Below are 25,417 nucleotides of genomic sequence, written 5' to 3'. Positions count from 1 at the left end.
CACCGCCCCACCCGAACCAGCCTGGGGACCACGCACGACTTCACACCTGTGGAGGACTCGGCACCCGCCCACCGAGCGCCGACACCGCGTCCACGGCACCCAGCACCGCCCGCGTGAACGCCACGGGCGCCGTCAGCGACACCAGGTGCGTCGCCCCCGGCACGACGACGAGCCGCCCGTCCCGGCACGCGCGCAGGAACCGGCGCTCCTCGCCCCGGAAGTGGTCGTACCGCCCGTTCACCAACCACACCGGCGCCTCGACCCGCGCGAGGTCCTCGACGGGCGTCGCGGCCCGCATGGCGCGCAACACGTCGTCCATCACGTCGAGCGCGAACCCGCCCGCGGCCACGTCCGCCGCCGCGGCCGGCGACAGCACCCGGTCGACCATCCCCTGGTTCAGCCCCGCGCCCGCGTCCGGCAGGCGCGCGATGCCTCGGGCGAGCGCCGCCCACCCGTCGACGAGCGCCACGAGCGGCCGGGTCGAGCACGCGGCGGCCAGGAGCCCCGCGACCTGGTCCGGCCGTCGCGCCGCGTGCGTGATCCCGACGTACCCGCCGAGTGACAACCCGACGACGAGCGCGCGCCCGCCGACGGCGTCCACCCCGTCCGCGACGGCGGCGACCGCCCCGTCGAGCGTGAACCGCTCCCCCCGCCGCTCCCCGTGGCCCGGTAGGTCGACGGCCAGTGCCCGGACCCCGTACGCCCGCAGCGCCTCGACCTGGGCGCGCCACATCGTCCGCGACGTGCGCAGCCCGTGCACGAGCACCACGGGGACGGTCATGCCCGCCACGCTACCCACGCCCCCCGCAGCACGACCCGGCCCGACCCGACCCCGCCCGCCGACGCACGCAGAAGGGCCCGGGCCCCGCGAGCGTCTGCTCGCGCGGCCCGGGCCCTCCCGGTGCTGACGTCAGGTCAGGCCTTGTCGGCCTCGTCCTTGGTGTCGGCGGCCTCGGCCTCGGGGGCGTCGGTCGCGGTCTCCTCGACCGTGGTCTCCTCGGCGGGGGTCTCCTCCGCCGGGGTCTCCTCGGCCTTCGGCGCCGCCTTCTGCGCGGCCTTGGTCGCCTCGCGGACGACGGCCTGCTTCGGGGAGACGGGCTCGAGCACGAGCTCGATCACGGCCATCGGCGCGTTGTCGCCCTTGCGGGGGCCGATCTTCGTGATGCGGGTGTAGCCACCCTGGCGCTCGGCCATCTGCGGGGCGATCTCCACGAAGAGCTCGTGGACGACCGACTTGTCGCGGACGACGGTGAGGACGCGGCGGCGGGCGTGCAGGTCGCCGCGCTTGGCGAACGTCACCAGGCGCTCGGCGAGCGGGCGCAGGCGCTTGGCCTTGGCCTCGGTCGTCGTGATGCGCTTGTGCTCGAACAGCGAGGTGGCCAGGTTGGCCAGGATCAGCCGCTCGTGCGCCGGGCCGCCACCGAGCCGGGGACCCTTGGTGGGCGTAGGCATGTCGTTACTCCTTGGTTCCAGTGATGGGCCGGCGGGTCACGCTCGTGCGCGCGCCCGCCTCCCCGGCATCAGTACTGCTCGTCCTCGGTGAAGTCGCCCTCGTCGCCGTCGTAGTACGCGGCGGCGGTGGGGTCGAAGTCGAGCGGGCTGTCCTTGAGGGACAGGTTGAGCTCGGCCAGCTTCTCCTTGACCTCGGTGATCGACTTCGCACCGAAGTTGCGGATGTCGAGCAGGTCGGCCTCGGAACGCGCCACGAGCTCGCCCACGGTGTGGATGCCCTCGCGCTTGAGGCAGTTGTACGACCGGATGGTCAGCTGCAGGTCCTCGATCGGCAGCGCCAGGTCGGCGGCCAGGGCCGCGTCGGTCGGCGACGGGCCGATCTCGATGCCCTCGGCCTCGACGTTCAGCTCGCGGGCGAGGCCGAACAGCTCGACGAGCGTCTTGCCGGCGGACGCCAGGGCGTCGCGCGGGCTGATCGCCGGCTTGGTCTCGACGTCGACGACGAGCTTGTCGAAGTCGGTGCGCTGCTCGACACGGGTCGCCTCGACCTTGTATGTCACCTTGAGCACCGGCGAGTAGATCGAGTCGACCGGGATGCGGCCGATCTCGGCCTCGAACGACTTGTTCTGGTTGGCCGACACGTAGCCACGGCCGCGCTCGACGGTCAGCTCGATCTCGAGCTTGCCCTTCTCGTTCAGCGTGGCGAGGTGCAGGTCCGTGTTGTGGACCTCCACGCCGGCCGGCGGCACGATGTCCGCCGCGGTCACGTCACCCGCACCCTGCTTGCGCAGGTACATCACGACCGGCTCGTCGTTCTCCGAGGAGACGACGAGGTTCTTGATGTTGAGGATGATCTCGGTGACGTCCTCCTTGACGCCCGGCACCGTGCTGAACTCGTGCAGCACTCCGTCGATCCGGATGCTCGTCACGGCCGCGCCCGGGATGGACGACAGCAGGGTCCGACGCAGGGAGTTGCCGAGCGTGTAGCCGAAGCCGGGCTCGAGCGGCTCGATGGAGAACCGCGAGCGGTACTCCGAGATGACCTCTTCGGTCAGGGTGGGGCGCTGTGCGATGAGCACTTCGGGGTTCCTCTCAGCGTGCGTCCGCCATATGACGCAGCGCAGGTACTCGCTGGGCGGCGCGGGTCTCGGTCCACCCGCGCGACCGGCCGGCACCGCCGCGGGCGGGGGATCGCTCCCCCGCCCGTGGCGGCCCGGCTACGGGTCAGACGCGGCGGCGCTTCGGCGGACGGCAGCCGTTGTGGGCCTGCGGCGTCACGTCCTGGATCGAGCCGACCTCGAGGCCGGCCGCGGTCAGGGAGCGGATCGCGGTCTCGCGACCGGAGCCCGGGCCCTTGACGAAGACGTCGACCTTCTTCATGCCGTGCTCGGCGGCCTTGCGCGCGGCGGCCTCGGCGGCCATGCCCGCGGCGTACGGGGTCGACTTGCGCGAGCCCTTGAAGCCCACGTCGCCGCCCGACGCCCAGGAGATCACGGCGCCGCTGGGGTCCGTGATCGAGATGATCGTGTTGTTGAAGGTGCTCTTGATGTGCGCCTGGCCGTGGGAGACGTTCTTCTTCTCCTTGCGGCGCGGCTTGCGCACGGAACTGCGGGTCTTGGGAGGCATGTGCTCGTTCTCTCTCGCTGCTGGTCGTGAGGTCGGTGCCCCGTCGCGGCGCGGGCGGCTGTCCGTGGACAGGCCCGGCGGGCCGCGGGCGGGTTACTTCCGGCCGGCCTTCTTCTTGCCGGCGACGGTGCGCTTCGGGCCCTTGCGGGTGCGCGCGTTGGTCTTGGTGCGCTGACCACGCACCGGCAGGCCGCGGCGGTGACGCAGGCCCTCGTAGCTGCCGATCTCGACCTTGCGGCGGATGTCCGCGGCGACCTCACGGCGGAGGTCGCCCTCGAGCTTGAAGTTGCCCTCGAGGTAGTCGCGGAGGGTGACGAGCTGGGAGTCGTCCAGGTCCTTGACGCGGAGGTCCGGGCTGATGCCCGTCGCGGCCAGGGTCTGCTGGGCGCGGGTACGGCCGACGCCGTAGATGTAGGTGAGCGCGATCTCGAGCCGCTTCTCGCGGGGGAGGTCGACGCCGACAAGACGTGCCATGTGCCTTTCGGCTCCTTGGACTTCGATCGGAGGTCTGCCGCACCGTCCTCCCGCGGGTCTGCGGGCCCCGGCCTCCGAGCCGGGGGTTCACCGGTGGCGACCCGCCGTGGCGGGTGCGCTGCCGGTTCGGCGATGCGCTGGTGCCGGTCCGTCAGGATCCGGCGGCGGTGCTGCTCAGGTGCGTCCCGAGCGGCAGGGCGTTCAGCCCTGGCGCTGCTTGTGGCGCAGGTTCTCGCAGATCACCTGGACGCGACCGTGCCGGCGGATCACCTTGCACTTGTCGCAGATCTTCTTGACGCTGGGCTTGACCTTCATGGCCTGTTCCTCCGCCGCCGATGCGCCGTGGTCCCTCGCGGGACGCAGGCCGACGGCGATGCTCGTTCGGTCGGTTACTTGTAGCGGTAGACGATGCGCCCGCGGGACAGGTCGTACGGGCTCAGCTCGACCACCACCCGGTCCTCGGGGAGGATCCGGATGTAGTGCTGGCGCATCTTGCCCGAGATGTGGGCGAGCACCTTGTGACCGTTGGTGAGCTCCACGCGGAACATCGCGTTGGGGAGAGCCTCGATCACGCTGCCCTCGATCTCGATGACACCGTCCTTCTTCGCCATGTCCTCCGCTAACTCTTGTCCTGAACTGCCGGTCCACGCCGTCGTCTCCCCCCGGCGGTGCCGACGGGTCCGGTGCGGACGTGGTGGACGTGCCCTGGTCCTGACGTCCGGCGACCGGCCCGCACGCGCGCGACCGCGGTGCGGTCGGCTCGGGCGGGACGTGCGACAGCGCGAGGGCGCACACCCAACGGACGATCATACGCCATCGGACGGCGTCCGAGAAACGCGGTGCGGTCCGTCAAGCGGACGCGCCGGTGCCGGGCACGACGGGGTCAACGCCCGTGGCGCGCGGGTTCTTCCCGCGCGCCACGGGCGCCTCGCCGCCCTCGTCGGGCCCCGTGCCGGCCCCGCCGTCCCGGCCCTCGTCAGGCCCGGTGCCGGCTCCGCCGCCCCGGGGAGGCCACCCGCACCCCACGCGCCGGGTGGCGGCCCTGCGCGAGCGCGATCAGCGCCGCGCCGAGCGCGAGCAGCACGCCGGCCGCGACGAGCGGCCACGCGGCGTCGGAGCCGGTGGTGGCGAGGTCGCCGCCGGGCGCGGTGACGGTCGCGCCGCCGGTGCGCTCGACGGGCTCGCTCCACGCCACGTCCTCGGCCGCGAGCACCTCGAACCGGTAGCCGCGCCCGTCGACGTCCACGGTCGCCGTGTTGGTGACGTCGGCGCCCGCGGCGGTGAGGCCGGTGACGATCCGCACGGTGGCAGACTCCCCCGCCGGCAGCGAGCCGTCGTGGTCGCAGGTGACGACCCGGTCGACGGCGACGCAGGCGAACCCGGTGCCGGAGGCCGACCGGAAGGTCAGGGACCCGGGCAGGGCGTCGACGACGGTGAAGCCGGCGTAGGCGTCCTGGGTGCCGGTGGACATCACGGTGACGTCCCACGTGATGCTGTCCGCGGTCCGCGCGACGGGGACCTTGCGCAGCGCGAGCTGCACGTCGTCCGCGAGGACGAGGCCGAAGTCGAGCGTGGTGTCGGACCCGCCGCCGACGAGGACCTGGGAGGTCGCGGTCCAGGTGGACGAGTCGAGCGCCCGGTCGGCGCCGGTGCCCGCGACGGTCGGCGCGTAGCCGGCCAGGGCGTCGGCGGACGCGAGCCGGTCGATCCGCACGACGTACTCCCCCGGCAGCAGGCCGTCGAAGGCGTACGCGCCGTCGGCGTCGGTGGCCACCGGTCCCACGGCCGCGCCGGAGGCGTCGGTGACCGGGCGCCCGTCGGCGGTCCGCAGCTCGACGACGACGCCGGGGACGCCCGGCTCGCCGGCGCCCTGCAGGCCGTCGAGGTCCTCGTCGAACCAGACGAGGTCGCCGACGGAGACGGGCCGCTCGACGAGGCCCGCGTCCCACGTGTCGTCCACGAACGCGGCGGTGAGGCCGTCCGCGGCGGTGGCGGGGCGCACGCCCCCGGTGCCCGGGCCGACGGTGATCGCCGGGGTGCGGGCGACGCCGGGGGCGGTCTCCTCGACGTCCGAGTCGGCGTCGGCGCGCGGGGCGGCGGCGGAGCGCGGGGTCGTCCAGGTGTAACGGGCGGCGTCGGACGCGCCGAGCTCGAGCTCGACGCGGTACGTGCCCGGCTCGAGCAGGTCGAACCGCCACCGGCCGTCCGCGTCGGTCACCGTGCTGCCGACCTCGACGTCGGACGCGTCGAGCAGCCGGACGGTGACGCCGGGGAACGACGGCTCGCCGGCGTCCTGCACGCCGTCGCGGTCGGTGTCGAGCCACACCCGGTCGCCGAGCGCCCACAGGGGCCGGAAGCCGAAGTCCAGGGTGTCGTCGGCCTCGCCGCCCACGAGCGGGGCGGACGTCGACGCGGAGCCCGTGTCGGAGTCGGTCGCGGGGTCGCCCGACCCGGCGGCGGTGGGCACGTACGGCGCGAGCGCGGCAGCGGAGGTGGCCGCGTCGACCGTCACGGTGTACGACCCGGGCAGCAGGCCGGTGAAGGCGTACGCCCCGTCGGCGTCGGTGGTGGCCGGGCCGACGGGCGCGCCGGCGAGGTCGGTGACCGGGTCGCCCGCGGCGTCCGCGAGCGTGAGCACCACGCCGGGCAGGCCGGGCTCGCCGGCGTCCTGCACGCCGTCGCCGTCGACGTCGACCCACACCCGGTCGCCGACGCGCACGGGCAGCTCGGCGAGGCCGGCGTCCTGGGTCGGGTCCGCGTAGTCGGCGTCGACGCCGGCCCAGACCGGGTCGCCGGCCAGGTCGGACACGGCCGCGAGGGACGCCCCGGGCGCCAGAATGAACGCCGCGGTCCGGCCGACGCGCGCCGTCGCGGCGATCACGGACGAGTCGCCCGCGGCGTCCCCCACGAGCGCGGACGTGAAGGTCCACCGCGCGGCGAGGGCGTCGGGCAGCTCGACCTCGACCCGGTAGCTGCCCGGGTCGAGCGCGTCGAAGACGTACGAGCCGTCGGCGCCGGTGACGGTGGTCGCCAGGACGGCGCCGCCGGCGTCGAGCAGGCGCACGGTCGCGCCCTCGACGGCGGCCTCGCCGGCCCCCTGGCGGCCGTCGCGGTCGGCGTCGAACCACACGCGGTCGCCGACGGCCAGCGGCCGCCACTGCAGGCCCGCGTCGTGCGAGACGTCGACCTGGGTCGCGACGAGGTCCGGGTGGGCGTCCTGCCAGGCCTGCGGCATGGACCCGACGGCGGTGGTCTCGCTGCCGCCGGCGCCGAGCACCACGCCCGCGTCGACGGCGGTGGCCGGCGCGGCCGGGTCGACGACGGCGTCGGAGTCGACGGTGTCGTCGAGGCCCGCGCCCACCCCGGTGTACCGGTACTGCGCGGCGAGCGCGCCGGGCAGCGTGTACGCGAGGTCGTAGGTCCCGGCGGGCAGGCCGTCGACCAGCCACTCGCCGTCCGCGTCGGTCTCCGCGGAGGCGACGTACGTCGTGCTGCCGCCGGAGACGGCGAGCACGTCGACGGTCACGCCGGGGACGCCGGGCTCGACCGCGGTGTCGGCGGACTGCCGGCCGTCGCGGTCGGCGTCGAGCCACACCCGGTCGCCGACGGCGACCAGCGGGTCGGCCCCGACGGCGGCGAGGGCGAACCGGGCGCCGGCCTTGAGCGGGACGGAGGTGACGTCGGACGGCCGCCCGGCGGTGTCGTCGGCCGGCACCCGGAACGCGAAGGAGCTCCAGGTGTCGGCGGCGGCGCGCGCCCCGGACAGCGGGGTGCGCATCGCCCACTGGACGCGGACGGACTCGCCGGAGGAGAACCGGTCGGCGGAGGTGAAGCTCACGACGAACTTCAGGCCGGTCACGCGCGCCGCCTGGGCCGCCGGCACCCGCTGGCCGGGGGTCAGCGCGGTGGCGGACCAGGTCGAGGGCACCGGGTCGAACGCGGCGCTGGCGGCGAGGCCGCCCTGCCGGTAGTCGGCCGTGGTGGTGTAGACGGCGACGGTGGCGCCCGCCGGGAGGCCCGCGGCGGTCACCAGGGTCGGCACGACGCCGTCCCAGACGGGCCGCCACTGGCTGCCGCGGCTGCCGGACGCGGTGCCGTCCATCGCCGGGTAGTCGCCCGTGGTCGGGAGCATGGAGATCATCTCGAGCCGGTCGGTCGCGATCGTCGCGCGGCTGGTGACCTGCACCTGCCACTGCGTGGTCGAGCCGGCCGTGGTCACGACGGAGCACGGGAAGCGGTACCAGTCGCGGTCGTCGGCGCCCGTGCCGCGCGGGGCGCAGTCGGCGGACTGGCCGGCGCGCGCCGGGGTGGTGCGGACGGCGCCCTGGGTGCCGGCGGCGTCGCGGACCCACTCCTCGGAGACGTAGACGTTGGCGCCGCCGATGGTGACGGCCCCGGCGCGGGCGAGGCAGGACGCGGTGGCCGCGTCGTAGCTGCCCGGCGCGCAGGCGGTGCCGCCGTCGTTGCCGGTGGGCGCGGCCTGCACGGGGCGGGTCGCGGACGCGGCGGTGGCCGTGTTCACGATGGACGTCGTCGACAGGTCGGTCGCGATGCGGAGCCAGACCAGGACCTCGACGCCGGCGCCGGGCGCGAGCCGGCTGTCGGCCGGGAACGTCACGGTGAGCAGGCCGTCGCGCTCGGCGACGTCGGGGTCGCCGAGCGGGTTCGCGCCGCCGCCGGCGGCCTGGACGACCACCGGGGCCTGGCCCTCGGGCGCGGCGCCGTAGACCAGCGAGCCGTCCTCGGGCAGGCGGTCGGTGACGACCAGGCCGGTGAGGTCGGCGGCGTTCGTGCCGCTCGCCGTGTTGGTGACGGCGATCCGGTACCGGACGAGGTCGCCGGGTGCGCGGGACGCGGCGTCGAGCTCGGCCTTCTGCACGCGGATCGTTGCGGCACCCGCGTGCACGGTGGTGCCGACGGGTCCGGCGGTCTGCGCCTGCGAGCCGAGGTCGGCGCGCAGGGCCTGGGCGGTCACGGAGTTGCTGATCGTGCCGCGGGCGCTCTCGCCCGGGTTCGCGGTCAGCTCGGCCCGGCCCTGGTACCGCCAGCCGTCCGCGCCGACGGCGCTGGGCAGGCCGCCGGTGCGGAGCTCCTCGCGGAGGGTGCCGGCGAGCACGACGCGGCCGTAGCCCTGGCCGGGGGCGGGGATCGTCGAGCCGTCGGTGTCGAGGAACCGCACGCGGACGCCGATGACGTCCGCCGCCTGGACGCCGTGCTGCGGCGCGAGGGCGGCGAGGTCGAACGTCCCCGTCGGCACCACGGCGCCCCAGGCCTGCCAGTCCTGCGTCCCGGCGTAGCTGCCGTCGGCGGCGACGTCGAGGTCGGCGCCGGCGACGAGGACCTCGAGCTCGGCGCGCTCGACCCCGGACGGCACGGACTGCACGGCCACCGTCCGGAGGCCGACCGCGTTGAAGAACCGCGGGTCCGCGTCGGTGAGCAGCAGCTGGTCGGCCGGGGTGAGGCCGAAGTTCTGCACGGACAGCGTGCTGGTGACCGCCGGCGTCGCGGCGTCGCGCTGCACGTCGACGGGCGAGACGGTCACGGTCGGGAACGCCTCGAGCTGGGCGCCCCGGAGGGTGACGGCGTCGTGGGCGGTGCCGGAGGCGGTGCCCGGCGCGCAGGTGGGGGTGCGGGACATGCCGCGGGTCTCGTCCGCGCAGACGCGCGCGTCGGTGACGCGGGCCTCGGCGACGTTGGCGATCGTGACCTCCTCGCCCTGCCCGGAGACCGCGCTCGCCTCGGGGACGTCGCCGGAGACCCGGTTGTGCGCCAGCAGGCGGGTGCCGAGCACCAGGCGGGCCTGGTTCGTCCAGGCGATGCGGCCGGTGTAGCGCACCTGCACGCCGACGACGGCGGCCAGCGCGGCCTCGTCCGCGTCGAGCAGGTCGGCCCGCGGGACGGTCCGGTGGGTCACGGCGCCGTCGGCCGCCCGCTCGTACACGACGATCTCGACGGCGGAGGCGCCGGGCAGGGCGGACGCGTCGGTGAGCTCGCGGACGTCGGTGACCGCGAAGGCGGCGAACGGGGCGTCGGCGTCGATCGAGGTGGCGGTGTCGATGCCGCGCGGCTCGGTCAGGACGAGCTGGTCGACCCGGGTGCCGGAGGCGCTGGCGGCGGTGGCCGTCAGGGTCGCGGTCGGCCACGCGGAGTCGGGCGCGGCCGACGGGTCGACGGGCAGCGCGAGGTCGTGCAGGTTGCTGCTGCCGGTCAGCGGGCTGCCGTTGGCGTCCCGGAGCCAGGTCTTGGTGGCGGTAGCGCCGAGCGAGGCGGGCTGCACGGTCACGGTGCGCTCGCCGACCGGGTTCACCGGGCCGCCGAGGTCCACGGCCGAGCCGTCGGAGGACGCGGTCCCGGTCACGGCGCCGGAGTTCTCGACGGCGCCGGGCGCGGAGCCGGTGTAGGTGTACGCGTCGTTGACCGGCTCCCCCGTCGCGCGGGAGGTGTCCCGCAGCGCGAAGGTGAGCGCGACCTTGCGCGCGGGTGCGTCGGTCGTCGCGACGGCGCCCGTGGTCAGCGTGCCGAGCAGGCCGCGGCGCCAGTCGGACGCGGCGAGCGCCTGCCGCTCCGCGTCCGGGCGCGCGGCGTACACGAGCTGCACGCCGCCGATCCGGGCCCGCAGGCTGTCCGACTGCACGGCCACGCCCGGGAACGAGCCGGCGTACGGGAACGCGCCCTGCGCGGCGGCCCCGCCGAACGCGACGTCGGAGCGGGCCGCCGCGGGGTTCGTGCGGTCGGCCCAGGCGGAGCCGGTCCACACGCGGGTCGCCAGCGACTCCCAGCGATCGTCCACGACGTCGAACACCCGCACGTCGGTGACCCGGTCGAACACGAGGTACGGGTCGTAGACGCCCGAGGCGGCCGTGCCCGAGGTGATCGGCTGGACGCCCTGGAGGTCGAAGGTGTCGTAGAAGCTGCCGGCAGATCCCGTCGCCGGGTCCTGCTGCGAGCCCGCACCGTTCGCGTCGGTGACCGTCACGCTCGACAGGTCCTCGCCGCCCGTGCCCCAGGTCAGCGTCGCGGTGGTGGCGTCGCCGTTGCCCTCGGTCCGGTCGCGGTTGTCCATCGTCTTGACCAGCGCGGGGTAGCCGCCCGTGCCGGTGCCGCCGAGCATCTGCACCGTGTCGGAGACGCGGCGGACCGCGCTGGTGACGACGAAGCCCTCGATGGCCGCGGAGGAGGTGATCTGGGCGACGTTCGTGCGGTCGGCGCCGTCCGCCCAGGTCCCGGTGGTCACGCCGGACCGGAGGGCGAAGGTGATCCGGACGCGCGCGCGGTCGCCGTTGGCGAACGTCCCGCCCCCGGGACGCGTGACGACGACGCGGACGCCGCGCCAGGCGGAGGTGTCGCCGAGCGCGGCGGTGGAGCCGGTGTAGTCGACCCACTGGCCGTCCACGGTGGCGTACTGCAGCTGAGCGGACCCGCCCGCGGGCACGGTGGCGTCGACCGAGGTGGGCGCGAACGCGGTCCACCACGCGGCGCCGGAGGTGCCGCCGGTGGCGGCGGTGCGCGACGCGGCGCTGTCCTCGAGGGTCAGCGTGTCGGGCAGGTGCCCGCTCCCCCCGCTCAGCGGTCGGGCGGTCGCCTCCAGCACGGCGTTGACGGTCGCGCCCGCGGCGCGGGTGACGTACGGCTCGGCGACGTACTTGGTGCCGGCGACGTCGACGGTCGGGACGGCGACGGACACGGTGGCCGCGGTGACGGGGCGGTTGCCGCTCGCCTGGGTGCGCGGCGTGACGGCGGAGGTGTCGGTGCCGAGCCGGGTGGTGGCGACGGTGTGCACGGCGTACGTCGCCGCCGTGCTCGAGGTCGCGGTCCGAGCGAGGTACGGCAGGGTGACCGAGGCGCCCATCGGGACCGCGGAGCCGGTGCCGTGCACGGTGACGCGGAAGCCGGTGACCTCGGACCAGGACGTGAGGCCGAACGCCGCCGGGTCGGTCGGGACGGCGGGCGCCGTCGCGTCGAGGTCGACGGTGTGCTCGGTCCCGCCGGCGAGCACGGTCAGCTCGAGGCGGGCGGGGCCGGTGAGGCCCTGCACCGCGACTCCCGAGCCGTCCGCGCTGTCGGTGGCGCCGGGGGCGGTGCCGCGCGCGGCACCGAAGCCCGCGAAGGACAGGCCGGAGCCGAACGGGTTCGCCAGGGCCGGGAGGTCGGGGTCGAGCGCCGCGTTCGTGGCGGAGACCTGCGCCGCGGTGGCCGGGACCTCGACGACGAGGGCGTCCACGGCGCGGCGCGACCAGTTGGTGCCGGCCGCGGTGCCGCGGACGAAGCCGCCGCCGTACACCGGGGTGCTCAGGCCGACGAGCGCGGTCGCGGAACCCGCGTAGGCGCGCGGGTCGTAGATGCGGAAGCCCCGCGTGTCGGTGGTGGTGGCGGAGGGGGCCGCGCCGCGCACGGCCCGCGTGGTCGCGGTGCCGGTCACGGTGAGCGTGTTCATGTCGGAGGCGGCGGAGAAGGTCGCGGCGCCCGCGGTGACGTAGTCGGCCTTGGCGCCGGTCCGCGCGACGGGCGTCGCGTCCTGGCTGAGGTGCTCGCGCACGTCGACCCGCAGCGTGGCGGGCGAGCCGGAGGCGACGAGGCCCCCGGTCGCCGCGGCGAACACGACCTGCAGGCCGGTGAGGCGGGACCGCGTGGTCGCGTCGAGCTCGGCGAGGAGGTCCGCCGCGGCGTCCGCCCCCGTCGCGGACCCGATCGTGACCCGCACGGGGCTGCCCGAGCCCGTCCAGGTCCACCCCGTGACGGTGGCGGTCGAGGCGCCGGCGGGCCAGGTCGTGATCGCGAGGCCGGTCAGGTCGGTGAGCATCCCGACGGTGCCGGCCGCGGGCGCGTTCGCGGGGTTGCTGCCACCCCAGGTGAGCGTGAGGCTCTCGGCCGGGTCGCCGGTGAGGGCGCCGGCGACGGTCGCGCTGTTCGTCGGGGTCTCGGCGCCGTCCTCGACGCCCGAGAGCCAGCCCTCGCGGGACCAGGTGACCTGCGTGCTGGTCGCCAGGTTGACCGGGAAGTCGCCCGTGATCCGGACCCGGCCCTGCGTGCCGACGCCGCCCGTGGCCGACGGCGTGGCGGTGATGGTCCCGGTCTGCGTGCCGCCCCCGTTCGGCGTGACCAGCCGGGTCGACAGGCGCAGGTCCCCGCTGACGCCCGACTGCAGGCCGGTGAGGCCGTCCGAGGTGGTGCTGGTGAAGCGCACGGAGAACGCGGCTGCCGCGGCGTAGTCCGCGGTCGCGGTGCCGCCGACGGCGTCGGCCCAGTACTGCACGGTCGCGCCGAGGCCGGAGACGTCGAGCGCCTGCGTCAGGCGGAGCGCGTCGAGCGCCACGTCCATCGTCGCGTGCTCGCAGGACGACTCGTCGCCGGCGCACCGGTAGCCGAGGGTGCTGCTGACCGTGCCCGCCGCGGGGCTCGCGGTGTACGCCGCGTCGAACCCGTACTCGGGGTCGGTGGGCGGGGCCGCCTGCGCCGTGGCGCCGGAGGTCACCGAGAAGCCGGTGACGGTGAGCACCGGGTCGGCCGCGGCGACGGCCGCGGGGGCGGTGGTCGCCACCACGAGAGGGGCGAGCAGCGCCGCGACGACGGCCAGCACGGCAGGTCGGCGGAGGCGGAGGCGGAGCGAGGCAGGCATGCGCGGCTTTCGGGGGGCAGGCACGAGCGCGCGACGACCGGGCGTCGCACGAGGGGGGACGCCCTACCTTCGGCGGCCACCTGACCCGTCATGAGTCCGCTATGGGGTGAAAGCACCCCTCTGACCTGGTCTGTCCGCTTTGGGGTGAGGTGCTAGCACCCGCCCGGGGGACCGGATTCACCCGCCCGGGGAGCGGGCCGGCGCGCCGGGGTGACGCCCCGGGACGCCGAGACCCACCGTCCCCGCGTCGGGGAGGTGGGTCTCGGGAGGGGCCGGTCGGGCGCGTGCCCGCGGCCGGCGTCAGCCCAGCGGGGCGACGGTCACGCCGCGCGCGGCCAGCTCGGCCGCGCCGCCGTCGACGGCCGTGAGCACCCAGATGCCGCCGTCGTGCAGGGCGACCGAGTGCTCCCAGTGCGCCGCGCGGGCGCCGTCGGCCGTGACGACCGTCCAGTCGTCGTCGAGCACCTCGGTCGCGTGGCCACCCCGGGTGATCATCGGCTCGACGGCCAGGCACATCCCGGCGCGCAGCTTCGGGCCGCGGTCGCGGGACCGGTAGTTCAGCACGTCCGGCGGCTGGTGCATCGCGGAGCCGATGCCGTGCCCGACGTAGTCCTGCACGATGCCGAACGGCACGCCGCCGTTGACCGAGGCGTCCGCCGCCGCGACGGCGTCCTCGACCGCGTCGCCCACGACCGCGAGCCGGTCGGCGATCCCGCCGCCCTCGCCGGCGAGCGCGGCGATGCCGTCCCACATGCAGCGCTCGGTCAGGTCCGCCAGGGCCTGGTCGGCAGGGTCGGCCTCGGGCAGCACGAGGGTGAGCGCCGAGTCGCCGTGCCAGCCCTCGACGATCGCGCCGCAGTCGATCGACACCACGTCGCCCGGCTGCAGCACGCGGCCGGACGGGATGCCGTGCACGACCTCGTCGTTGACCGACACGCAGATGGTCGCCGGGTAGTCGTAGTACCCGAGGAACGACGGCAGGGCGCCGGCGTCCGTGATCACCGCGGCGGCGACGGCGTCCAGGTCGGCGGTCGTGGCGCCCGGCACGGCGGCCGCGCGGGCCGCCGCCAGGGCGTCCGCGACCACGAGCCCGGCGCGCCGCATGAGCAGCACCTGGTCGGGCGTCTTGAGCTCGATCTTCTCGCGTCCGAACACGACTCCCCCGCCGGTCAGCCGACCTGCGAGGCGAGGGCCGCGAGCAGCCGCTCGGTGACCTCGTCGACCTCGCCGATGCCGTCCACGCGGACCAGCAGGTCGCGCTCGGCGTACAGGCCCGAAACGGGGGCGGTCTGCTCGGCGTAGACGTCCAGGCGGCGACGGATCACCGGCTCGGTGTCGTCCGCGCGCCCCTCGATCTCGGCGCGCTTCAGCAGCCGCTCGACGACGACGTTCGCGTCCGCGGTGATCTCGAGCGCGGCGTCCAGGGCGCGGCCGTCGGCCTCGAGGATCGCGTCGAGCTCGCCGACCTGCGCCGTGTTGCGCGGGTAGCCGTCGAGCAGGAAGCCCTGCACGGCGTCCGGCTGCGCGAGCCGGTCGCGCACCATCGCGTTCGTGACCTCGTCCGGGACGAGCTCGCCGCGCGCGGTGTACTCCTGCGCGGTGCGGCCGAGCTCGGTGCCGCCCTTGATGTTGGCGCGGAAGATGTCGCCGGTCGAGATCGCCGGGACGCCGAGCCGCTCGGCCAGGCGCGCGGCCTGGGTGCCCTTGCCGGCCCCGGGAGGGCCGAGCAGGACGAGGCGGGCGGTGGAGCCGGAGTCGTGGCTCATCGGAGGAACCCTTCGTAGTGGCGCTGCTCGAGCTGCGACTGGATCTGCTTCACCGTCTCGAGGCCGACGCCCACGACGATGAGGATCGACGAGCCGCCGAACGGGATGTTCGTGCCGACGCCCAGGACGATGAACGCGATCGTCGGGATCAGCGCGACCAGCGCGAGGTACAGGGACCCGGGCGCCGTGATGCGGGTGATCACGTAGTCCAGGTACTCGGCCGTGGGGCGGCCGGCGCGGATGCCGGGGATGAACCCGCCGTACCGCTTCATGTTGTCCGCGACCTCGTCCGGGTTGAACGTGATCGCCGTGTAGAAGTAGCAGAAGAAGATGATCAGCAGGACGTACAGCGCGATGTGCAGCGGCGCGTCCGTGGCGGCGAGGTTGTTCGCGACCCACTGCTTCCAGCCGGCGGTCTGGTCGCCGAAGCCGGCGAGCAGGGCGGGGACCTGGAGCAGGGACGACGCGAAGATCACCGGGATGACGCCGGCCATGTTGATCTTGATCGGGATGTACGTGGAGGACCCGCCGTAGGTGCGGCGCCCGACCATGCGCTTGGCGTACTGCACCGGGATCCGGCGCTGGGACTGCTCGACGAAGACGACCAGCGCGATGACCAGGACGATGATCGCCATGATCACCAGGAACGCGCCGATGCCGCCGGAGCCGCCCGCGATCGACCACATGGCGCCGGGGAAGGACGCGGCGATCGAGGTGAAGATGAGCAGGGACATGCCGTTGCCGACGCCACGCTCGGTGATGAGCTCGCCCAGCCACATGATGAGGCCGGTACCGGCGGTCATCGTGATGATCATGAGCAGCGTCGTCACGATGCTGTCGTCCGGGATCACGTCGACGGAGCAGCCCTGGAAGAGCTGGCCGTTGCGCGCCGTGATGATGACCGTCGTCGACTGCAGGACCGCCAGGCCGATGGTCAGGTACCGCGTGTACTGCGTGAGCTTCGCGGTGCCCGACTGGCCCTCCTTGTGCAGGGCCTCGAACCGCGGGATGACCACGCGGAGCAGCTGGATGATGATGCTCGCGGTGATGTACGGCATGATCCCGAGCGCGAACACCGACAGCTGCAGCAGCGCACCGCCGCTGAACAGGTTCACCAGGCCGAGCAGCGTGTTCGACTCGCCCTGGTCGATGCAGATCTGCACGTTCGGGTAGGACACGCCCGGCGTCGGCAGGAACGAGCCGATGCGGAAGACCACCATGATGCCGATGGTGAACAGCAGCTTGCGCCGCAGGTCGGGTGTCCTGAACGCCCGCACGAATGCGCTGAGCACGTGTCCTCCTGCTCCGCCGAAGCGGGATGTCGTCGAGGCGTCCGGCACGCCGCGCGCCGGTCCGTCGTCGGGTCGGGCGCACCGCGGCGCCCGACGCCCTGCCGAACCCTAACGGACTTCCGTCCCTGGGTGGGCATCGCCCCACGGCCGTGCGGCCGTGGCGGCGGCGGGGTCACGGGCCGCGACGGGCCCGGTCCCCCGGGGAAAGCCGAACGGGGCCGGCGGGGCGTGGAGCCCTCGCCGACCCCGTTCGTCTGGGATCAGTCCTGCGCGACGCTGCCGCCGGCGGCCAGGATCTTCTCCTTGGCCGAACCGGAGTACGCGTCGACGGCCACGGCCACCTTCACCGTGAGCTCGCCGGTGCCGAGCACCTTGACGGGCTGGCCCTTGCGGACCGCGCCCTTCGCGACCAGGTCCGCCACCGTGACGTCGCCGCCGTCGGGGTAGAGCGCCGACAGCTTGTCCAGGTTCACGACCTGGTACTCGACCCGGAACGGGTTCTTGAAGCCGCGGAGCTTGGGCAGCCGCATGTGCAGCGGCATCTGCCCGCCCTCGAAGCGCTCCGGCACCTGGTACCGGGCCTTGGTGCCCTTGGTACCGCGACCGGCGGTCTTGCCCTTGGACGCCTCACCACGACCCACGCGGGTCTTGGCGGTCTTGGCACCCGGGGCCGGACGCAGGTGGTGCACCTTGAGCGTGCCGCCGGCACCCTCGGTCGCCTGCGCCTCGGCCTTGGGGGCCTTGGCGGCGGCGGCCTTGGGGGCCTTCGCCTTCGCAGCCGGCTTCTCCTCGGCAGCCGCCTCGGCCTCGGCCTTCGCCTTGGTCGTGCGGGCCGGGGCCTTGCGGGCCGGCTTCTCGGCGGCGGACGACTCGGTCGCCGTCGCCTTCTTGGCGCGCGTGGCCTTCGGAGCCGCGGCAGCGGTCTCCTCGACCTTCTCGGTGTCCTTCTCCGCCATCGTCACTCCACCTCCTCGACCGCGACCAGGTGCGTCACCGTCTTGACCATGCCGCGGATCTCAGGACGGTCCTCCTTGACGACGACGTCGCCGATCCGCTTGAGGCCCAGGGTGCGCAGCGTGTCGCGCTGGTTCTGCTTGCCGCCGATGGCGGACTTCGTCTGGGTCACCTTGAGGCGGGCCATCAGGCACCCACCTTCTCCGTCTTGGCCGCACGACCCGCCGCCTGCGCCTTGAGCAGCGGCGCCGGGGCGACGTGCTCGAGCGGCAGGCCACGGCGCGCCGCCACGGCGGCCGGCTCCTCGAGACCCTTCAGCGCCGCGACCGTGGCGTGCACGATGTTGATGGCGTTGGAGGAGCCGAGGGACTTGGACAGGATGTCGTGGACGCCGGCGCACTCGAGCACCGCGCGCACCGGACCACCGGCGATCACGCCGGTACCCGGGGACGCGGGACGCAGGAAGACGACACCGGCGGCGGCCTCACCCTGGATGGGGTGGGTGATGGTGCCCTGGATGCGGGGGACGCGGAAGAAGTTCTTCTTCGCCTCCTCGACACCCTTGGCGATCGCCGCGGGCACCTCCTTGGCCTTGCCGTAGCCGACACCGACCGTGCCGTCGCCGTCGCCGACGACCACCAGGGCGGTGAAGCTGAACCGGCGACCACCCTTGACGACCTTGGCCACGCGGTTGATCGACACGACGCGCTCGAGGAACGCGCTCTTCTCGGCGGCGTCGCCCCGGCGGCCGTCGCGACGACCGCCGTCGCGGCGGTCACCGCCACCCTGGCCCTGGGGAGCGCCCGTGTTGCTGCGCTGAGGAGCAGCCATCAGTGGATCCTCTTCTTCGATGCGGGAATGGTCGTCGTCACAGCGCCAGACCGCCCTCGCGGGCGGCGTCGGCCACTGCGGCCACACGCCCGTGGTACTTGTTGCCGCCGCGGTCGAAGACCACCGCGTCGATGCCGGCCGCCTTGGCGCGCTCGGCGATCAGCTCGCCGACGCGACGGGCCTTGGCCGTCTTGTCGCCCTCGGCGGCACGCAGGTCCACCTCGAGGGTCGAGGCGGAGACCAGGGTGCGGCCCACGGCGTCGTCGACGACCTGCGCGACGAGGTTGCGGTTCGACCGGGTGACGACCAGGCGGGGACGCGCGGCGGTGCCGGCGACCTTCTTGCGCAGCCGCAGGTGGCGGCGGCGACGGGCCTTGAACTTGCCCTTACCGATGATGCTGATCGCCATGGCTCACTTACCAGCCTTTCCGACCTTGCGGCGGACGTTCTCGCCCGCGTAGCGCACGCCCTTGCCCTTGTACGGCTCGGGCTTGCGGATCTTGCGGATGTTCGCGGCGACCTCGCCCACCTGCTGCTTGTCGATGCCCGAGACCGAGAACTTGGTCGGGGACTCGACGGCGAAGGTGATGCCGGCGGGCGGCGTCACGGACACCGGGTGGCTGAAGCCGAGCGCGAACTCGAGCGCGTCACCCTTGGCCGACACGCGGTAACCGGTGCCGACGATCTCCAGCTTCTTCTCGTAGCCGGCGGTGACGCCGGTGACAAGGTTCGCCAGGAGGGTGCGCGTGAGGCCGTGCAGCGACCGCGAGAGGCGCTCGTCGTTCGGACGGGTGACCACGAGGGCCCCCTCGTCGTCGCGGGCGACCTCGATGGGCGACGCGACCGTGTGCGTGAGGGTGCCCTTGGGGCCCTTCACCGTCACGACGGCGCCGTTGATGGAAACATCCACGCCGGCCGGGACCGAAACGGGGATTCTGCCGATACGAGACATTGGCTAGCTCCTTTCCGTCTCGGACTTACCAGACGTAGGCGAGGACTTCCCCACCCACGCCCTTCTTGGCGGCCTGCTTGTCCGTCAGGAGACCGGAGGACGTGGACAGGATCGCCACGCCCAGGCCACCGAGGACCTTCGGCAGGTTGGTCGACTTCGCGTACACCCGGAGGCCGGGCTTCGACACGCGCTTGATGCCGGCGAGCGCACGCTCGCGGCTCGGGCCGTACTTCAGCTCGACCACGAGGTTCTTGCCCACGCGGGCGTCCTCGGTGGTCCAGCCGGAGATGTAGCCCTCGGCCTGCAGGATCTCCGCGATGTGCGACTTCAGCTTCGAGTACGGGATGGTCACCGTGTCGTGGTGCGCCGAGTTCGCGTTGCGCAGACGCGTCAGGAAGTCTGCGATCGGGTCGGTCATCGTCATGGGGGCTATCGCCCTTCCTCGCCGTGGTTTCCGCGGCGGCCGCCCGTGGGGGCGGCGCGCCGCGGACCTGCGACGTCGTTGTTTACCAGCTGCTCTTGGTCACACCGGGGAGCTGGCCCGCGTGGGCCATCTCGCGCACGCAGATCCGGCACAGGCCGAACTTGCGGTACACGGAGTGCGGACGCCCGCAGCGCTGGCACCGGGTGTAGGCCCGCACGGCGAACTTCTGCTTGCCCGCGGCCTTGTTGATCAGGGCGGTCTTCGCCATGTCAGTTCTCCTCCTTGAACGGGAAGCCCAGGTGCTTGAGCAGCGCCCGGCCCTCCGCGTCCGTGGTCGCGGTGGTGACCACCGTGATGTCCATGCCCCGGACCCGGTCGATCTTGTCCTGGTTGATCTCGTGGAACATCGACTGCTCGGTCAGACCGAAGGTGTAGTTGCCGTGGCCGTCGAACTGCTTCGGCGACAGCCCGCGGAAGTCGCGGATGCGCGGCAGCGCGGTCGACAGCAGGCGGTCCAGGAACTCCCAGGCACGGTCGCCGCGCAGCGTGACGTGCGCGCCGATCGGCATGCCCTCGCGCAGCTTGAACTGCGCGATGGACTTGCGGGCCTTGGTGACCTGCGGCTTCTGACCCGTGATCTGCTGGAGGTCGCGGATGGCGCCCTCGATCAGCTTCGAGTCCTTGGCCGCGTCGCCGACACCCATGTTCACGACGACCTTCACCAGGCGCGCGACCTGGTTCACGTTCTCGTGGGAGAACTCCTCACGGAGCGCCGTGCGGATGGCGTCGTTGTACCGGACCTTCAGGCGCGGGACCGGGTAGGCGCGCGTCGTCTCGTCGGTGGCGGTCATCAGATGTCCTTACCGGAGCGCTTGGCGACGCGGACCCGAACGGTGCGGGTCCGGCCGTCGCGCTCGACCTGCTCGGTGCGGTAGCCGACCCGGGTACCACGCTTGGTCTCGGGGTCGACCAGCATCACGTTGCTGATGTGGATGGGGGCCTCGACCGTCTCGATGCCACCGGTGCGGGAGCCGCGCTGGCTCTGGCCGACCTTGGTGTGCTTCGTGATGCGGTGGATGCCCTCGACGAGCACGCGGTCGCGGTCCGTGAGGACCTCGAGGACGCGCCCCTGCTTGCCCCGGTCCTTGCGGGAGCCGGAGATGACGACCACGAGGTCGCCCTTCTTGATCTTCGCCATGTCAGAGCACCTCCGGCGCCAGCGAGATGATCTTCATGAACTTCTTGTCGCGCAGCTCGCGGCCCACCGGGCCGAAGATGCGCGTACCACGGGGCTCACCGTCGTTCTTGAGGATCACCGCGGCGTTCTCGTCGAACTTGATGTACGAGCCGTCCACGCGCCGGCGCTCCTTGCGGGTGCGCACGACGACCGCCTTGACGACGTCGCCCTTCTTGACGTTGCCGCCCGGGATCGCGTCCTTGACGGTGGCGACGATCACGTCACCGATACCGGCGTAGCGACGGCCCGAACCACCGAGAACGCGGATGCAGAGGATCTCCTTCGCACCCGTGTTGTCGGCGACCCGAAGTCGCGACTCCTGCTGAATCATCTATCGAACTCCTGTCGTCTGCCGGTTCTCGCACACGGCGAGCCTGGCCGAACGGATAGTGGACAAGAAGGCGCGAGCCTTACTTCGCCTTCTCGAGGATCTCCACCAGACGCCACCGCTTGGTGGCGGAGAGCGGGCGGGTCTCCATGATGAGGACCAGGTCACCGACGCCGGCCGAGCTGGCCTCGTCGTGCGCCTTGACCTTGCTGGTCCGCCGGATGACCTTGCCGTAGAGCGGGTGCTTGACCCGGTCCTCGACCTCGACCACGACGGTCTTGTCCATCTTGTCGCTGACCACGTAGCCGCGCCGCGTCTTGCGGTAGGGACGCTGGGTCCCCGTAGCGGTGGTGGTCTCGTTGGTGTTCTCGCTCATCGAGTCCTCACTCGCTCGCGCTGGGCGCGGTCCGGATGCCGAGCTCGCGCTCGCGCAGGATCGTGTAGATCCGGGCGATGTCGCGACGCACGGCCTTGAGGCGGCCGTGGCTCTCGAGCTGACCGGTGGCCGACTGGAAGCGCAGGTTGAACAGCTCCTCCTTGGCCTTCTTCAGCTCGGCCACGAGGCGCTCGTCGTCGAAGGCGTCCAGCTCGGTGGGAGCCAGGTCCTTGGTGCCGATAGCCATCAGTTACCACCCTCGCGAACCACGAAACGGGTCTTCATCGGGAGCTTGTGCTGCGCGCGGCGCATGGCCTCGCGAGCCAGCGGCTCCGGGACGCCGGCGAGCTCGAACATCACTCGGCCGGGCTTGACGTTGGCGATCCACCACTCCGGCGAACCCTTACCGGAACCCATGCGGGTCTCGGCGGGCTTCTTCGTGAGCGGACGGTCCGGGTAGATGTTGATCCAGACCTTGCCGCCACGCTTGATGTGGCGGGTCATCGCGATACGAGCAGCCTCGATCTGGCGGTTCGTGACGTAGGCCGGCTCCAGAGCCTGGATGCCGAACTCGCCGAACGAGATCGCGGTGCCACCGGTCGCGGCGCCGGAGCGCCCCGGGTGGTGCTGCTTGCGGTGCTTCAGCCTGCGCGGGATCAGCACGGCTCAGGCCTCCGTTCCGGTCTCAGGAGCGGTCGTCGCCTCGGCGGCCGGAGCAGCGGTGGCCTCGGCCGCGGGGGCCTCGGTCCGCTCGTTCCGGCGGCCGCCGCCACGCGGGCCACGGTCGCCGCCGCGGTCGCCACGGTCCCCACGGGGGCCGCGGGACTGGCGCGGGGCCTGCGTGGCCTGCTCGCGGGCGAAGTCGCGCTCGGTCATGTCGCCCTTGTAGACCCAGACCTTCACGCCGATGCGGCCGAAGGTCGTGCGGGCCTCGAAGAAGCCGTAGTCGATGTTCGCGCGGAGCGTGTGCAGCGGCACCCGGCCCTCGCGGTAGAACTCCGTGCGGCTCATCTCCGCACCGCCGAGGCGGCCGGAGACCTGCACGCGGATGCCCTTGGCGCCGGCGCGCTGCGCGGACTGCATGCCCTTGCGCATCGCACGACGGAAGGACACGCGGCTCGCCAGCTGCTCGGCGATGCCCTGCGCGACCAGCTGCGCCTCGATCTCGGCGTTCTTGACCTCGAGGATGTTGAGCTGCACCTGCTTGCCGGTGAGCTTCTCGAGCTCACCGCGGATGCGGTCCGCCTCGGCGCCGCGGCGGCCGATGACGATGCCCGGGCGCGCGGTGTGGATGTCGACGCGGACGCGGTCACGCGTGCGCTCGATCTCCACCTTCGCGATGCCCGCGCGCTCCAGACCCGTGCTCATGAGCTTGCGGATCTGCACGTCCTCGCGGACGTAGTCGCGGTACCGCTGACCCGGCTTGGTCGAGTCGGCGAACCACCGCGAGCGGTGGTCGGTCGTGATGCCCAGGCGGTACCCGAGCGGGTTGACCTTCTGTCCCACTGTCAGGCCCTTCCCTTCGTCTCACGCTCGGCGACGACCACGGTGATGTGGCTCGTGCGCTTGAGGATCTGGCTCGCGCGGCCCTGCGCCCGGGGGCGGAACCGCTTCAGCGTCGGACCCTCGTCCACGAACGCCTCGGCCACGTAGAGGTTGCCCTCGTCGAAGCGCTCACCGGCGCGCTTGGCGCCCTCGCGGGCGTTCGCGATCGCCGACTCGACGACCTTGAGGACCGTCTCACCAGCGGCCTGCGGCGCGAACTTCAGCGTCGACACGGCCTCGCCGGCCTGCTTGCCACGGATGAGGTCCACGACGCGCCGGGCCTTCTGGGGCGTGACGCGGACGAACCGCGCCTTCGCCTTGGCTTCCATTGCTGTCCTGCCTTCTGTCTCTGCCGTCAGGGCAGTCGCTCAGCTGACCCGGGGGTCAGCGGCGACGGCCCTTCCGGTCGTCCTTCTCGTGGCCGCGGAACGTGCGCGTCGGGGCGAACTCGCCGAGCTTGTGCCCGACCATCGACTCCGTCACGAACACCGGCGTGTGCTTGCGGCCGTCGTGCACCGCGAACGTGTGGCCCAGGAAGTCCGGGGTGATCATCGAACGACGCGACCACGTCTTGATGACGTTCTTGGTGCCGGCGGCGTTCTGAACGTCGACCTTCTTCTGCAGGTGCCCGTCGACGAAGGGCCCCTTCTTCAGGCTGCGAGGCATGTCTCCCGGCTCCCTATCAGCGCTTCTTGCCGGTGCGGCGGCGACGGACGATGAGCTTGTCGCTCGGCTTGTTCGGACGACGCGTGCGGCCCTCCGGCTGGCCCCAGGGGCTCACCGGGTGACGACCACCGGACGTCTTGCCCTCACCACCACCGTGCGGGTGGTCGATCGGGTTCATCGCGACACCGCGGACCGAGGGGCGCTTGCCCTTCCAGCGCATGCGGCCGGCCTTGCCCCAGTTGATGTTCGACTGCTCGGCGTTGCCCACCTCGCCGACCGTGGCGCGGCAGCGCAGGTCGACGTTGCGGATCTCGCCGGACGGCATGCGGAGCTGCGCGTACGGCCCGTCCTTCGCGACCAGCTGCACCGAGGCACCCGCGGAGCGGGCGATCTTGGCGCCGCCACCGGGCTTGAGCTCGATGGCGTGGATCGTGGTACCGGTCGGGATGTTGCGCAGCGGCAGGTTGTTGCCGGGCTTGATGTCGGCACCGGCGCCGTTCTCGACGACGTCGCCCTGCTTCAGCTTGTTCGGCGCGATGATGTAGCGCTTCTCGCCGTCCGCGTAGTGCAGCAGCGCGATGCGCGCCGTGCGGTTCGGGTCGTACTCGATGTGCGCGACCTTGGCCGGCACGCCGTCCTTGTCGTGACGACGGAAGTCGATCACGCGGTAGGCGCGCTTGTGGCCACCACCCTGGTGCCGCATGGTGACGCGGCCGGTCGAGTTACGACCACCGGTCTTGTGCAGCGGGCGGACCAGAGACTTCTCCGGCGTGGAGCGCGTGATCTCGACGAAGTCGGCGACGCTCGCGCCGCGGCGCCCCGGCGTCGTCGGCTTGTACTTACGGATTCCCATGGGGATCTGTCCTCAATCTGCTCTCGGGCCCGGTCAGCCGACCGGTCCGCCGAAGATGTCGATCGTGCCCTCGCGGAGGGTGACGATCGCGCGCTTCGTGTCCTTGCGCTTGCCGATGCCGGAACGGGTCCGCCGCGTCTTGCCCTTGCGGTTGATCGTGTTCACGGAGTCGACCTTGACCGAGAAGACCTGCTCGACGGCGATCTTGATCTCGGTCTTGTTGGCGCGCGGGTCGACGATGAAGGTGTACTTGCCCTCGTCGAGCAGCCCGTAGCTCTTCTCGGAGACGACCGGCGCGATCAGGATGTCGCGGGGGTCCTTGGCGACGGCGGTCACTTGGCGTCCTCCTCGGCCTCGGACGACGTCGCGACGGCGGTCGCGCCGCGGCCCTTGACGGGACCGGCGAGGAACGTGTCGAGCGCGCCCTGGGTGAACACGACGTCGTCGGAGACGAGCACGTCGTAGGTGTTGAGCTGGTCGGCGACGAGCAGGTGGACCCGCTCGACGTTCCGCAGCGACTTCCAGGCCAGCTCGTCCGCACGCTCCACGACCACGAGGACGTGCTTGCGGCCGGACAGCGTGTCCAGGACCTGCAGCGCGGCCTTGGTCGACGGCGCCTCGTCGACACCGAAGCCGGTGACGACGTGGACGCGGCCGGCGCGGGCGCGGTCCGAGAGAGCACCGCGGAGCGCCGCGGCCTTCATCTTCTTCGGGGTCCGCTGGGAGTAGTCGCGCGGGGTCGGGCCGTGGACGGTGCCACCGCCGGCGAACTGCGGCGCACGGGTCGAACCCTGGCGGGCGCGGCCGGTGCCCTTCTGCTTGTACGGCTTCTTGCCACCACCGCGGACCTCGCCGCGGGTCTTGGTGTCGTGGGTGCCCTGGCGCGCGGCGGCGAGCTGGGCGACGACCACCTGGTGGATCAGCGGGACGTTCGTCTGCGCGTCGAACACCTCACCGGGCAGGTCGGCCGTGCCGGCCTTCTTGCCCTGGGCGTCGAGCACGTCGACGGTCAGCGTCTCGGACAT

General features: G+C 73.0%; 30 protein-coding genes. All 30 read right to left on the bottom strand.

The window, feature by feature from the left end; genetic code table 11:
* Positions 1-40: 40 nt before the first annotated feature.
* The 30 genes from J5O08_RS09760 to rplD all read right to left on the bottom strand — a co-directional run bounded on the left by J5O08_RS09760 (position 41) and on the right by rplD (position 25,417).
* Positions 41-781 carry an alpha/beta fold hydrolase gene (locus J5O08_RS09760; RefSeq protein WP_218706655.1) on the bottom strand — a complete coding sequence of 247 codons (741 nt, stop codon included), beginning with the start codon at positions 779-781 and terminating at the stop codon, positions 41-43.
* A 134-nt stretch (positions 782-915) separates the two neighbouring features.
* Positions 916-1,452, bottom strand: a complete 537-nt coding sequence (gene rplQ, locus J5O08_RS09755; RefSeq protein WP_217614939.1) for a 50S ribosomal protein L17 — start codon at positions 1,450-1,452, stop codon at positions 916-918.
* A gap of 68 nt (positions 1,453-1,520) precedes the next feature.
* Entirely contained in the window at positions 1,521-2,531 is a 1,011-nt protein-coding gene (locus J5O08_RS09750) for a DNA-directed RNA polymerase subunit alpha (protein WP_147794340.1), read from the bottom strand.
* Positions 2,532-2,676: 145 nt separating this feature from the next.
* A complete protein-coding gene (gene rpsK / locus J5O08_RS09745) occupies positions 2,677-3,078 on the bottom strand; it encodes a 30S ribosomal protein S11 (RefSeq protein ID WP_147794341.1) in 402 nt (133 codons plus the stop codon).
* A gap of 93 nt (positions 3,079-3,171) precedes the next feature.
* A complete protein-coding gene (rpsM, locus tag J5O08_RS09740; RefSeq protein WP_203669150.1) occupies positions 3,172-3,552 on the bottom strand; it encodes a 30S ribosomal protein S13 in 381 nt (126 codons plus the stop codon).
* 201 nt (positions 3,553-3,753) lie between these two features.
* Complete coding sequence (gene rpmJ, locus J5O08_RS09735) at positions 3,754-3,867, bottom strand: 50S ribosomal protein L36 (RefSeq protein ID WP_013117849.1); 114 nt, start codon at positions 3,865-3,867, stop codon at positions 3,754-3,756.
* 74 nt (positions 3,868-3,941) lie between these two features.
* A complete protein-coding gene (gene infA / locus J5O08_RS09730) occupies positions 3,942-4,163 on the bottom strand; it encodes a translation initiation factor IF-1 (protein ID WP_146838576.1) in 222 nt (73 codons plus the stop codon).
* Between the two features lie 365 nt (positions 4,164-4,528).
* Positions 4,529-13,168, bottom strand: coding sequence for an SdrD B-like domain-containing protein (locus J5O08_RS09725; RefSeq protein WP_218706654.1), 8,640 nt, complete (start codon positions 13,166-13,168; stop codon positions 4,529-4,531).
* A 300-nt stretch (positions 13,169-13,468) separates the two neighbouring features.
* Positions 13,469-14,323, bottom strand: a complete 855-nt coding sequence (gene map / locus J5O08_RS09720) for a type I methionyl aminopeptidase (protein ID WP_218706653.1) — start codon at positions 14,321-14,323, stop codon at positions 13,469-13,471.
* 14 nt (positions 14,324-14,337) lie between these two features.
* Positions 14,338-14,934, bottom strand: coding sequence for an adenylate kinase (locus J5O08_RS09715; protein ID WP_218706652.1), 597 nt, complete (start codon positions 14,932-14,934; stop codon positions 14,338-14,340).
* Positions 14,931-16,226 (bottom strand): preprotein translocase subunit SecY, encoded by a 1,296-nt coding sequence (secY, locus tag J5O08_RS09710; RefSeq protein ID WP_217614943.1) that lies wholly within the window; start codon positions 16,224-16,226, stop codon positions 14,931-14,933. The genes J5O08_RS09715 and secY overlap by 4 nt, the downstream gene beginning before the upstream one ends.
* Before the next feature lie 260 nt (positions 16,227-16,486).
* Entirely contained in the window at positions 16,487-17,182 is a 696-nt protein-coding gene (rplO, locus tag J5O08_RS09705) for a 50S ribosomal protein L15 (protein WP_218706651.1), read from the bottom strand.
* A 2-nt stretch (positions 17,183-17,184) separates the two neighbouring features.
* Positions 17,185-17,367 carry a 50S ribosomal protein L30 gene (gene rpmD, locus J5O08_RS09700; protein WP_146838591.1) on the bottom strand — a complete coding sequence of 61 codons (183 nt, stop codon included), beginning with the start codon at positions 17,365-17,367 and terminating at the stop codon, positions 17,185-17,187.
* Entirely contained in the window at positions 17,367-18,011 is a 645-nt protein-coding gene (gene rpsE / locus J5O08_RS09695) for a 30S ribosomal protein S5 (protein ID WP_147794349.1), read from the bottom strand. The genes rpmD and rpsE overlap by 1 nt, the downstream gene beginning before the upstream one ends.
* Positions 18,012-18,048: 37 nt before the next feature.
* On the bottom strand, positions 18,049-18,420 hold the full coding sequence (rplR, locus tag J5O08_RS09690) for a 50S ribosomal protein L18 (protein WP_217614944.1): 372 nt from the start codon (positions 18,418-18,420) through the stop codon (positions 18,049-18,051).
* A 3-nt stretch (positions 18,421-18,423) separates the two neighbouring features.
* Positions 18,424-18,963: a 50S ribosomal protein L6 gene (gene rplF / locus J5O08_RS09685; RefSeq protein WP_147794351.1), complete on the bottom strand. Its 540-nt coding sequence runs from the start codon at positions 18,961-18,963 to the stop codon at positions 18,424-18,426.
* A gap of 25 nt (positions 18,964-18,988) precedes the next feature.
* The gene (gene rpsH / locus J5O08_RS09680) at positions 18,989-19,387 is read right to left on the bottom strand and encodes a 30S ribosomal protein S8 (RefSeq protein ID WP_147794352.1); all 399 of its coding nucleotides are present in this window, start codon (positions 19,385-19,387) and stop codon (positions 18,989-18,991) included.
* 82 nt (positions 19,388-19,469) lie between these two features.
* On the bottom strand, positions 19,470-19,655 hold the full coding sequence (locus J5O08_RS09675) for a type Z 30S ribosomal protein S14 (protein WP_122147680.1): 186 nt from the start codon (positions 19,653-19,655) through the stop codon (positions 19,470-19,472).
* A 1-nt stretch (position 19,656) separates the two neighbouring features.
* Positions 19,657-20,238, bottom strand: a complete 582-nt coding sequence (gene rplE, locus J5O08_RS09670) for a 50S ribosomal protein L5 (protein WP_218706650.1) — start codon at positions 20,236-20,238, stop codon at positions 19,657-19,659.
* Complete coding sequence (gene rplX, locus J5O08_RS09665; protein ID WP_147794354.1) at positions 20,238-20,585, bottom strand: 50S ribosomal protein L24; 348 nt, start codon at positions 20,583-20,585, stop codon at positions 20,238-20,240. The genes rplE and rplX overlap by 1 nt, the downstream gene beginning before the upstream one ends.
* Before the next feature lies 1 nt (position 20,586).
* Positions 20,587-20,955 carry a 50S ribosomal protein L14 gene (gene rplN / locus J5O08_RS09660; RefSeq protein ID WP_146838605.1) on the bottom strand — a complete coding sequence of 123 codons (369 nt, stop codon included), beginning with the start codon at positions 20,953-20,955 and terminating at the stop codon, positions 20,587-20,589.
* Between the two features lie 79 nt (positions 20,956-21,034).
* Positions 21,035-21,328, bottom strand: a complete 294-nt coding sequence (gene rpsQ / locus J5O08_RS09655) for a 30S ribosomal protein S17 (protein WP_218706649.1) — start codon at positions 21,326-21,328, stop codon at positions 21,035-21,037.
* A 7-nt stretch (positions 21,329-21,335) separates the two neighbouring features.
* Positions 21,336-21,575 (bottom strand): 50S ribosomal protein L29, encoded by a 240-nt coding sequence (rpmC, locus tag J5O08_RS09650; RefSeq protein ID WP_109130752.1) that lies wholly within the window; start codon positions 21,573-21,575, stop codon positions 21,336-21,338.
* Positions 21,575-21,991 carry a 50S ribosomal protein L16 gene (rplP, locus tag J5O08_RS09645; RefSeq protein WP_122147685.1) on the bottom strand — a complete coding sequence of 139 codons (417 nt, stop codon included), beginning with the start codon at positions 21,989-21,991 and terminating at the stop codon, positions 21,575-21,577. Before rplP ends, rpmC begins: the two co-directional genes overlap by 1 nt.
* A gap of 3 nt (positions 21,992-21,994) precedes the next feature.
* Positions 21,995-22,834 (bottom strand): 30S ribosomal protein S3, encoded by an 840-nt coding sequence (gene rpsC, locus J5O08_RS09640; RefSeq protein ID WP_147794356.1) that lies wholly within the window; start codon positions 22,832-22,834, stop codon positions 21,995-21,997.
* Between the two features lie 2 nt (positions 22,835-22,836).
* Entirely contained in the window at positions 22,837-23,202 is a 366-nt protein-coding gene (gene rplV / locus J5O08_RS09635) for a 50S ribosomal protein L22 (protein ID WP_147794357.1), read from the bottom strand.
* Positions 23,203-23,257: 55 nt separating this feature from the next.
* Positions 23,258-23,539 carry a 30S ribosomal protein S19 gene (gene rpsS / locus J5O08_RS09630; RefSeq protein ID WP_147794358.1) on the bottom strand — a complete coding sequence of 94 codons (282 nt, stop codon included), beginning with the start codon at positions 23,537-23,539 and terminating at the stop codon, positions 23,258-23,260.
* Between the two features lie 16 nt (positions 23,540-23,555).
* A complete protein-coding gene (gene rplB / locus J5O08_RS09625) occupies positions 23,556-24,392 on the bottom strand; it encodes a 50S ribosomal protein L2 (protein ID WP_147794359.1) in 837 nt (278 codons plus the stop codon).
* Between the two features lie 33 nt (positions 24,393-24,425).
* A complete protein-coding gene (gene rplW / locus J5O08_RS09620; RefSeq protein WP_203669141.1) occupies positions 24,426-24,728 on the bottom strand; it encodes a 50S ribosomal protein L23 in 303 nt (100 codons plus the stop codon).
* Entirely contained in the window at positions 24,725-25,417 is a 693-nt protein-coding gene (gene rplD, locus J5O08_RS09615) for a 50S ribosomal protein L4 (RefSeq protein WP_218706665.1), read from the bottom strand. The genes rplW and rplD overlap by 4 nt, the downstream gene beginning before the upstream one ends.

The sequence above is a fragment of the Cellulomonas sp. PS-H5 genome (assembly GCF_019265565.1).
Lineage (GTDB): Bacteria > Actinomycetota > Actinomycetes > Actinomycetales > Cellulomonadaceae > Cellulomonas.
This window is presented reverse-complemented; position numbering and strand designations above follow the sequence as displayed.

Coding starts and splice junctions, on each gene's coding strand:
- J5O08_RS09760 (WP_218706655.1), bottom strand. CDS start 781: ATGACCGTCCCCGTGGTGCTCGTGCACGGGCTGCGCACGTCGCGGACG.
- rplQ (WP_217614939.1), bottom strand. CDS start 1,452: ATGCCTACGCCCACCAAGGGTCCCCGGCTCGGTGGCGGCCCGGCGCAC.
- rpsK (WP_147794341.1), bottom strand. CDS start 3,078: ATGCCTCCCAAGACCCGCAGTTCCGTGCGCAAGCCGCGCCGCAAGGAG.
- rpsM (WP_203669150.1), bottom strand. CDS start 3,552: ATGGCACGTCTTGTCGGCGTCGACCTCCCCCGCGAGAAGCGGCTCGAG.
- rpmJ (WP_013117849.1), bottom strand. CDS start 3,867: ATGAAGGTCAAGCCCAGCGTCAAGAAGATCTGCGACAAGTGCAAGGTG.
- infA (WP_146838576.1), bottom strand. CDS start 4,163: ATGGCGAAGAAGGACGGTGTCATCGAGATCGAGGGCAGCGTGATCGAG.
- J5O08_RS09725 (WP_218706654.1), bottom strand. CDS start 13,168: ATGCCTGCCTCGCTCCGCCTCCGCCTCCGCCGACCTGCCGTGCTGGCC.
- J5O08_RS09715 (WP_218706652.1), bottom strand. CDS start 14,934: ATGAGCCACGACTCCGGCTCCACCGCCCGCCTCGTCCTGCTCGGCCCT.
- rplO (WP_218706651.1), bottom strand. CDS start 17,182: ATGGCGGAGAAGGACACCGAGAAGGTCGAGGAGACCGCTGCCGCGGCT.
- rpmD (WP_146838591.1), bottom strand. CDS start 17,367: ATGGCCCGCCTCAAGGTGACCCAGACGAAGTCCGCCATCGGCGGCAAG.
- rpsE (WP_147794349.1), bottom strand. CDS start 18,011: ATGGCTGCTCCTCAGCGCAGCAACACGGGCGCTCCCCAGGGCCAGGGT.
- rplR (WP_217614944.1), bottom strand. CDS start 18,420: ATGGCGATCAGCATCATCGGTAAGGGCAAGTTCAAGGCCCGTCGCCGC.
- rplF (WP_147794351.1), bottom strand. CDS start 18,963: ATGTCTCGTATCGGCAGAATCCCCGTTTCGGTCCCGGCCGGCGTGGAT.
- rpsH (WP_147794352.1), bottom strand. CDS start 19,387: ATGACGATGACCGACCCGATCGCAGACTTCCTGACGCGTCTGCGCAAC.
- J5O08_RS09675 (WP_122147680.1), bottom strand. CDS start 19,655: ATGGCGAAGACCGCCCTGATCAACAAGGCCGCGGGCAAGCAGAAGTTC.
- rplE (WP_218706650.1), bottom strand. CDS start 20,238: ATGACCGCCACCGACGAGACGACGCGCGCCTACCCGGTCCCGCGCCTG.
- rplX (WP_147794354.1), bottom strand. CDS start 20,585: ATGGCGAAGATCAAGAAGGGCGACCTCGTGGTCGTCATCTCCGGCTCC.
- rplN (WP_146838605.1), bottom strand. CDS start 20,955: ATGATTCAGCAGGAGTCGCGACTTCGGGTCGCCGACAACACGGGTGCG.
- rpsQ (WP_218706649.1), bottom strand. CDS start 21,328: ATGAGCGAGAACACCAACGAGACCACCACCGCTACGGGGACCCAGCGT.
- rpmC (WP_109130752.1), bottom strand. CDS start 21,575: ATGGCTATCGGCACCAAGGACCTGGCTCCCACCGAGCTGGACGCCTTC.
- rplV (WP_147794357.1), bottom strand. CDS start 23,202: ATGGAAGCCAAGGCGAAGGCGCGGTTCGTCCGCGTCACGCCCCAGAAG.
- rpsS (WP_147794358.1), bottom strand. CDS start 23,539: ATGCCTCGCAGCCTGAAGAAGGGGCCCTTCGTCGACGGGCACCTGCAG.
- rplB (WP_147794359.1), bottom strand. CDS start 24,392: ATGGGAATCCGTAAGTACAAGCCGACGACGCCGGGGCGCCGCGGCGCG.
- rplD (WP_218706665.1), bottom strand. CDS start 25,417: ATGTCCGAGACGCTGACCGTCGACGTGCTCGACGCCCAGGGCAAGAAG.